The sequence below is a fragment of the Leifsonia sp. genome (assembly GCF_051955155.1).
GTDB lineage: Bacteria > Actinomycetota > Actinomycetes > Actinomycetales > Microbacteriaceae > Leifsonia.
This window is the reverse complement of record NZ_JBQCGZ010000040.1, coordinates 1-6,699: the sequence shown is the minus strand read 5'-3', so window position 1 is coordinate 6,699 and position 6,699 is coordinate 1. Positions and strand designations below refer to the sequence as shown.

Annotated in this window: 7 protein-coding genes and 2 pseudogenes; 4 read left to right on the top strand and 5 right to left on the bottom strand. The window is 70.9% G+C overall.

The features are described 5' to 3' along the window. The 3 genes and pseudogenes from ACTHMF_RS03960 to ACTHMF_RS03950 form a co-directional block, all read right to left on the bottom strand. Positions 1-319: pseudogene (locus tag ACTHMF_RS03960) on the bottom strand (hypothetical protein); the annotation flags it as partial. 157 nt (positions 320-476) lie between these two features. Continuing rightward, positions 477-1,562 (bottom strand): 1-deoxy-D-xylulose-5-phosphate reductoisomerase, encoded by a 1,086-nt coding sequence (locus ACTHMF_RS03955; protein ID WP_440316381.1) that lies wholly within the window; start codon positions 1,560-1,562, stop codon positions 477-479. After that, on the bottom strand, positions 1,562-2,548 hold the full coding sequence (locus tag ACTHMF_RS03950) for an FKBP-type peptidyl-prolyl cis-trans isomerase (RefSeq protein WP_440316380.1): 987 nt from the start codon (positions 2,546-2,548) through the stop codon (positions 1,562-1,564). The genes ACTHMF_RS03955 and ACTHMF_RS03950 overlap by 1 nt, the downstream gene beginning before the upstream one ends. A gap of 75 nt (positions 2,549-2,623) precedes the next feature. Between ACTHMF_RS03950 and ACTHMF_RS03945 the strand changes: the two genes are divergently transcribed. The 3 genes from ACTHMF_RS03945 to ACTHMF_RS03935 are packed head-to-tail and all read left to right on the top strand — an operon-like array spanning position 2,624 to position 5,703. Continuing rightward, entirely contained in the window at positions 2,624-3,970 is a 1,347-nt protein-coding gene (locus ACTHMF_RS03945) for an aminotransferase class III-fold pyridoxal phosphate-dependent enzyme (RefSeq protein WP_440316379.1), read from the top strand. 10 nt (positions 3,971-3,980) lie between these two features. After that, complete coding sequence (locus tag ACTHMF_RS03940) at positions 3,981-4,886, top strand: hypothetical protein (protein WP_440316378.1); 906 nt, start codon at positions 3,981-3,983, stop codon at positions 4,884-4,886. A gap of 46 nt (positions 4,887-4,932) precedes the next feature. Next, positions 4,933-5,703 carry a lysophospholipid acyltransferase family protein gene (locus tag ACTHMF_RS03935; protein WP_314147955.1) on the top strand — a complete coding sequence of 257 codons (771 nt, stop codon included), beginning with the start codon at positions 4,933-4,935 and terminating at the stop codon, positions 5,701-5,703. A gap of 34 nt (positions 5,704-5,737) precedes the next feature. Here the strand turns inward: ACTHMF_RS03935 and ACTHMF_RS03930 are convergent, their stop codons facing one another. Continuing rightward, the gene (locus ACTHMF_RS03930; RefSeq protein WP_314147954.1) at positions 5,738-6,205 is read right to left on the bottom strand and encodes a CGNR zinc finger domain-containing protein; all 468 of its coding nucleotides are present in this window, start codon (positions 6,203-6,205) and stop codon (positions 5,738-5,740) included. Positions 6,206-6,275: 70 nt separating this feature from the next. Here ACTHMF_RS03930 and ACTHMF_RS03925 point away from each other — a divergent pair, with 70 nt between their 5' ends. Beyond that, positions 6,276-6,509: a hypothetical protein gene (locus ACTHMF_RS03925; RefSeq protein WP_440316377.1), complete on the top strand. Its 234-nt coding sequence runs from the start codon at positions 6,276-6,278 to the stop codon at positions 6,507-6,509. Between the two features lie 46 nt (positions 6,510-6,555). Here the strand turns inward: ACTHMF_RS03925 and ACTHMF_RS03920 are convergent. Then, a pseudogene (locus tag ACTHMF_RS03920) lies at positions 6,556-6,699 on the bottom strand (OsmC family protein); the annotation flags it as partial.

The following is a 6,699-nucleotide window of genomic DNA, read 5'->3' as shown; positions in this document are numbered from 1 at the left end:
CCGGCATGACCACGGTCGTCCCGTACGGGACGACGATCGACGCCGCGTTGCTGCGGATGTGCTGTCCGTACCCGGCCGCGTACCAGGGCGTGTCGAAGGTGTCGTTGATCCACTGCTCGCCCGAGTTGACGCCGGGGTAGTACCGCGAAGCGCCCGTGCAGTTCGGCGAATAGTAGATCGTGAATCCCTTGTCGGCGGCCTGTGCCGGCGCCGCCCCGCCCACGCTGACGGCGATGGCCGCCAGCGCTGACGCGATGGCGATCGCGGCCCGCCCCCGGCGACCCATCGTCTTTCCCGCGCCTCGTTTGAAGATCTTCATCGTGTTCCCCCTGTGATGTCGTGCTCCGGGGCGCGGAAGCCGGACGGCCCGTTCCCCCGAACGTGCGCTGTCAGCCGTTCGCAGAGACGAACAGCCGGGCCGCCCCGAAGGCGGCCGCGCTCACGCTAGCAGGTGGTCGTTGCGGGAGATAGTCCCGTCAGCCGGCGACCAGGGCGTCGGCTGCCGCCCGCGCCCAGGCCTCCGCCTCGGAGAGCGACTCGCGGGTCAGCTCGGCGGCCGGCTGATGCGCCTCGACCACGCGCTGGACGGTGTCCACGATGTCGAGGTAGCCGATGGCGCCGGCATGGAACGCCGCGACCGCCTGCTCGTTCGCCGCGTTGAACACAGCAGGGTAGGTCCCACCGGCCGCGCCGACACGCTTGGCGAGGGCGACGGAGGGGAAGGCATCGTCGTCCAACGGCTCGAACGTCCACGAGTGCGCCGTCGTCCAGTCCAGCGGGGCGCCGACCCCGGGTACGCGGTCCGGCCAGCCGAGGCCGAGCGAGATCGGCAGGCGCATGTCCGGAGGAGAGGCCTGAGCGATGGTCGACCCGTCGACGAACTCGACCATCGAGTGGACGACGGACTGCGGGTGCACGGTCACGTCGATCTGATCGAACGGGACATCGAAGAGCAGGTGCGCTTCGATGACCTCCAAACCCTTGTTGACGAGCGTCGAGGAGTTCGTGGTGACGACGAGTCCCATGTCCCAGGTCGGATGCGCGAGCGCCTCCGCGGGAGTCACGTCGCGCAGCGACGCCCGGCTCCTGCCGCGGAACGGGCCGCCGGATGCGGTGAGGACGAGCCGGCGGACCTCGGACGGCGCTCCGGCCCGCAGCGCCTGGGCGATCGCCGAGTGCTCCGAGTCCACCGGCACTCTCTGACCGGGAGCGGCGGCGGCCTTGCCGCGCCCCCCGCCGACGATGCGCGACTCCTTGTTGGCGAGCGCCAGGCTCGCTCCGGTCTCCAGAGCCGCGAGCGTCGGCCCCAGACCGACGGAACCGGTGATGCCGTTCAGGACGACGTCCGCCTCGACGGAGCGGACCAGGCGCTCCGAGTCCTCCGCACCGAGTGCGGTCTCGCTCACGCCGAAGCGCTCGGCCTGCTCGCCCATCAGCGTGGAGTTCCGGCCGGCGCTCAGGCCGACCACCTGAAACCGGTCCGGGTTCGCCGCGACGACGTCGAGGGCCTGCGTGCCGATGGAACCGGTGGAGCCGAGGATGACGACGCGGCGCGCGGACATCAGCGGGTCGTCCCCAAGATGTCGACCACGAACACCATCGTGTCGGTGCCCTTGATCTCGCCCTGGCCCTTGCTTCCGTAGCCGTCCGCCGGCGGGACGATCGCGATCACCTGGGAGCCGACCGTCTGGCCCTCGAGCGCCTTCTGGAAGCCCTTCACCACCTGCGTGGTCTGGAACGATGTGGGCGCGCCGCGGCTCCACGAGGAGTCGAACATCTGGCCGTTTCGCCAGAGCACGCCCTTGTACTGGACGGTGACGGTGTCGCCGGGCAGCACGGTCTCGCCGGAGCCCTTCTTGAGCTGGGCGATCCTGGTCTCCTTCGGCGGGTCCGCCTTCGGGATCGTGACCATCGGCTCCCCGGTCTTCGAGAGCTTCACCGTCGGGAAGCCCGCAGTGGGCGCGACCGGCGCCCCGTCCGCCTTGGTCGGAACGATGCTGACGACGTCGGCCAGGAGAACGACCGGGGCGTCCTTCGAGAGGTTGAGCTGCGAGTAGGCCGTGCCGAACGCCTGCTCCGCGGTGGCGGTGACGACCGAGCGCGAGCCGATCGGCAGGCACTCCGCCGCGCGGACGAACCCGGGCAGGTACTTCTTGTCATCGAGCGTCGCGGAGACCGGCGGCTGTGTGCCGAAGCCCTCGCCGGCCGCGAGCGCCTTGCCGGTCGTGCCGTCGTAGGCGGCGAGCGCGAGGCCGACCGTCGCGCCCGGCTTCGCCTTCTCGCCGGTCCCGGTGATCAGGACAGTGCGCTCGGTGTCCGTCACCTTCAGCGGAGTGGCGAACGCGACCTTCGGCTCCTGATGGAAGGCGCCGGTCACCTTCACGGAGTCCGAGACGCTGCCCGGCTTCGTGTTCTGGCAGGTGGCGGCGGCCGGCGTCGCGGTCGCCGACGAGCTGGCCGACGGCGACGACGAGCTGCACGCTGCCAGCCCGGTGACGGCGAGGCCGGTGACGATCAGGGCTGTGGTGAGGGAGAGGGATCTGCGCACGGTGGACCAGTCTGCCGCATCCGGCTGCGGCTCACCTGACAGCGGCACAGGGTTCGGCTGAACGCGCCGCCTACGATGGAGCACATGACTCGCGAATTCTCCGTCCCACAGTCACGCCATCTCGTCACCGAGCTGCCCGGTCCGCGCTCGGTGGAGCTGCAGCAGCGCCGTGTCGCGTCGGTCAGCCGCGGTGCCGGGACGCTCGCGAACATCTACATGGAGTCCGGTTCTGGGGCCATCCTGGTCGACGTCGACGGCAACCGGCTGATCGACCTCGGCTGCGGCATCGGCGTGACGACCATCGGGCACGCGCATCCGGACGTCGCCGCCGCGGCCGCCGAGCAGGCTTCGAAGCTCACGCACACCCTGTTCACCGTGACCCCCTACGAGAACTATGTGCGCGTCGCCGAGAAGCTCGCCGAGATCACCCCCGGCGACTTCGAGAAGCACAGCATCCTGGTCAACTCCGGCGCGGAGGCGGTCGAGAACGCCGTCAAGATCGCCCGCAAGTACACCGGTCGCCGCGCGATCGCGACGCTCGACCACGCCTTCCACGGCCGTACGAACCTGACGATGGCGATGACCTACCGGCCCTGGCCGGAGCGCGCGGGGATGGGTCCCTTCCCCGGCGAGATCTACAGCCTCCCGATCAGCTACCCGTTCCGCGACCCCGAGGGGATGACGGGCGAGGAGGCCGCGGAGCGCACCATCGACTACATCCGCACGCACATCGGAGCGACCGAGCTCGCCGCGCTGTTCGTCGAGCCGATCCAGGGCGACGGCGGCATCATCATCCCCGCGCCCGGCTACTTCGCCCGGCTCTCGGAGTTCTGCGCCGAGAACGGGATCGTGTTCGTGGCGGACGAGATCCAGGCCGGCATCGGCCGCACCGGAACGTGGTACTCGATCGAGCACCACGGCGTCGTTCCCGACCTGGTCACGAGCGCCAAGGGCATCGCGGGCGGCTTCCCGCTCGCCGCGGTCACCGGCCGCGCCGAGATCATGGACTCCGTCCAGCCGGGCGGCATCGGCGGCACCTTCGGCGGCAACCCGGTCTCCACCGCCGCGGCCCTCGCCGTCTTCGACGTGTTCGAGAAGGAGAACCTGCTCGCGGAGGCGCGGCGGGTCGAGAAGGCGCTCTGGGCCCGCATCGGCGACTGGGCCGACCGCTTCGCCGTCGTCGGCGAGGTGCGCGGCAAGGGCGCGATGTTCGGCGTCGAGCTCGTCGTCCCCGGCACGAAGCAGCCGAATCCGGACGCCCTGAAGGCGGTGCTCGCCCACGCCACGGCCAACGGCGTCATCCCGCTCGACGCTGGCAGCTGGGACAGCGTCCTGCGCCTGCTGCCCTCCGTCGTGATCAGCGAGGAGCTGATCGACGACGCGGCGACGGTCATCGAGGAAGCCCTCGGCCGGCTCGGCTGAGGCCAGGACCGTGCGGCTGCCCGGCCGGCGTGCGCTGCCCGTCGCCGTCGTCGTTTTCGCGACGGCGGCGATGTTCGGCGTCGGGGCGCCCGCTGCGCAGGCCGCGGCCCCGGCAGTGGCCCCGACCCCGGCGGTGGTGGCCGCGGTGGCCGCGACCGCGTTCGACCCGAGCGACATCATCAGCGACGACAGCTTCTTCAACCCGGACGCGATGACCGCGGAGCAGGTCCAGCGCTTCCTCGAGCAGCGCAGCTGCCGGCCCAAGGATCACGCGCCGTGCCTCGCGGATTTCCGCATGGACACCCCGGACACCCCCGCCTCCGCCGAGCGCTGCGCCGCCATCCCCGGTCGCAGCGACGAGCGCGCGAGCAGCATCATCGCGCGGGTCGCCGCCGCGTGCACGATCAGCCCGCGCGTCCTGCTGGTCCTGCTGCAGAAGGAGCAGTCGCTGCTCACGGCACCGAGCCCGGCCGGCTATCAGAAGGCGACGGGCTACGCCTGCCCGGACACCGCGGAGTGCGACAATCGCTACTTCGGCTTCTTCAACCAGGTCTACCGCGCGGCCTGGCAGTTCCGGGAGTACACCGTGCACCCGGGCGACTGGCGCTACCGGATCGGCAGCAACAGCATCCAGTACCACCCGGATGCGGCCTGCGGCTCGGGCCGGGTCGCGATCGCGAACCAGGCGACCGCGAACCTGTACAACTACACGCCGTACCAGCCGAACCGGCAGACGCTCGCGCAGCCGTCCGGCCCCGGCGGGGACTGCTCGACCTATGGCAACCTCAACTTCTCGCGCATCTACGACCGCTGGTTCGGCGACCCGCACGCGGTGCGGTACTCCGGGCTGATCCCGCCGTGCCTGGTCTACACCGACGGTTTCGGCTGCCCTCCGGTCAACCCGTTCGCGCACTGAGCCGAGCATTCCCGGCGCGGCATACGTGCCGGATTACGCTCGTGGGGTGACCCAGGACCACCCCGACGACGGGCTCGACGCCGAACCCGAAGCGCTCCCGAAGCCCGGCGTGCTCTACTTCGTCGGCCGCTGGATCGTCGCGCCGCTCGCGAAGCTCGTCTACCGGCCGCGTGTGATCGGGACCAGGAACGTCCCCCGGCACGGCAAGGTCATCCTCGCGAGCAACCACCTGTCGTTCATCGACTCGGTGCTCATCCCGATGACGTCCCCGCGTCGCGTGCAGTTCCTCGCCAAGTCGCACTACTTCGAGGGGACCGGCCTCAAGGGCCGCGTGTCCAAGGCGTTCTTCACCGCCATCGGCGCGGTCGGCGTCCGCCGCGGTGCAGGCCAGGCGGCCCAGGAGGCGCTCGAGCAGTCGCGCAGGATCATCGACACCGGCGCCGCGTTCGCGGTCTACCCCGAAGGCACTCGTTCGCTCGACGGCCGCCTCTACAAGGGCCGCACCGGCATCGGCTGGCTGGCTCTGACCACCGGCGCCAAGGTGGTCCCCGTCGGACTGATCGGGACGGACGAGATGCAGCCGGTCGGCGCGAAGTTCCCGCGTGTGCGCCGGGTGACGGTCGCCTTCGGCGAGCCGATCGACGTCTCCCACTACGGCCCGGCGGAGTCCGGCCGCGCGCGCCGCCAGGCCACGGACGAGATCATGGCCGCGATCCACGGTCTCACCGGCCAGGAGCTCGCGAACGCCTACAACGAGTCGCCGCCGGCCAACGCTGTCGAGCGCGTCAAGCGCGCGCTGCGCCCCGAGCGCCTCTAGCGCACATCGCGGTCGCCTCGGCGCTCCGCACGGCTCAGCCCTCGCGCTTGGCGCGGTAGGTGCGCGCCTTCTGCCGGTTGCCGCAGACCTCCATGCTGCACCACTGCCGGGAGCCGTTCCGGGACTCGTCGTAGAAGGCCCAGCGGCAGTCCTCTCCCCCGCACAGCTTCACCCGGCGCAGCCTGCCCTGGATGCTGAGCACAACCGAGCTCGCCACCGCGGCTTCCGCGGCCGTCCTCGCGCGCAGCTCGACGGCGTGCTCGCCGCACGAGGTGGTCAGTTCCACCGCCGGCAGCGACGCTTCTTCGCCGTCCACGATCGCGCGCAGCGCGTCGCGGACGCGGAGCGCCTCTTCGCGGTCGCCCGACTCCACTCCGTGCTCGCGGGACCAGGCGGCGAAGTCCGCGTCGTCCACGAGGCGATCCGTGCCGTCCTCGACGTCGAGGGTGTTCAGGAACGCGACGAGGAAGTCGCCGCCGAGCTCAGGAGCATTCGTACGCATGTAACCATTGTATCGCAATAGCAGGTTACGGTAACCTATAACCAGTCAACGCAGATAGGTGGTTATCGACATGCATCCCCTGGTTCTCTGGTCCATCGCATCGCACGACCTCTCCGAGCGCGAGCAGGAGGAGGCCCTGGAACGCGCGCAGCGCGACTCCGGCACCGTCCAGCCGCGCCCGCTCACGCGCGACGAGCGCTGGGTGGCCGCGATCCACCGCTGGGCCAGCGCGGAGCCGGCCCAGGCCGCCGCGCCCGCGCCCAGCCCGGCTCCCTCGACCGCTCCGCGGCTCGGCTGCGCCTGAGCCTCGCCGCCTGAGACTCGCCGCCTGAGACTCAGCCACTCGGGACTCAGACGAGCGTGAGCAGCTCCGGCTCGTGACCGACCGGGAAGTTCACGCTCGCCGCGATGAAGCACTTCTCCGCCGCCGGGTGGTGCAGGGACATCGCCAGCTCCGCCTGCGCGGGGTCGGCGATGGTCACCCGGGGCCGGAG

Coding starts and splice junctions, on each gene's coding strand:
- ACTHMF_RS03955 (WP_440316381.1), bottom strand. CDS start 1,562: ATGTCCGCGCGCCGCGTCGTCATCCTCGGCTCCACCGGTTCCATCGGC.
- ACTHMF_RS03945 (WP_440316379.1), top strand. CDS start 2,624: ATGGAGCACATGACTCGCGAATTCTCCGTCCCACAGTCACGCCATCTC.
- ACTHMF_RS03930 (WP_314147954.1), bottom strand. CDS start 6,205: ATGCGTACGAATGCTCCTGAGCTCGGCGGCGACTTCCTCGTCGCGTTC.
- ACTHMF_RS03925 (WP_440316377.1), top strand. CDS start 6,276: ATGCATCCCCTGGTTCTCTGGTCCATCGCATCGCACGACCTCTCCGAG.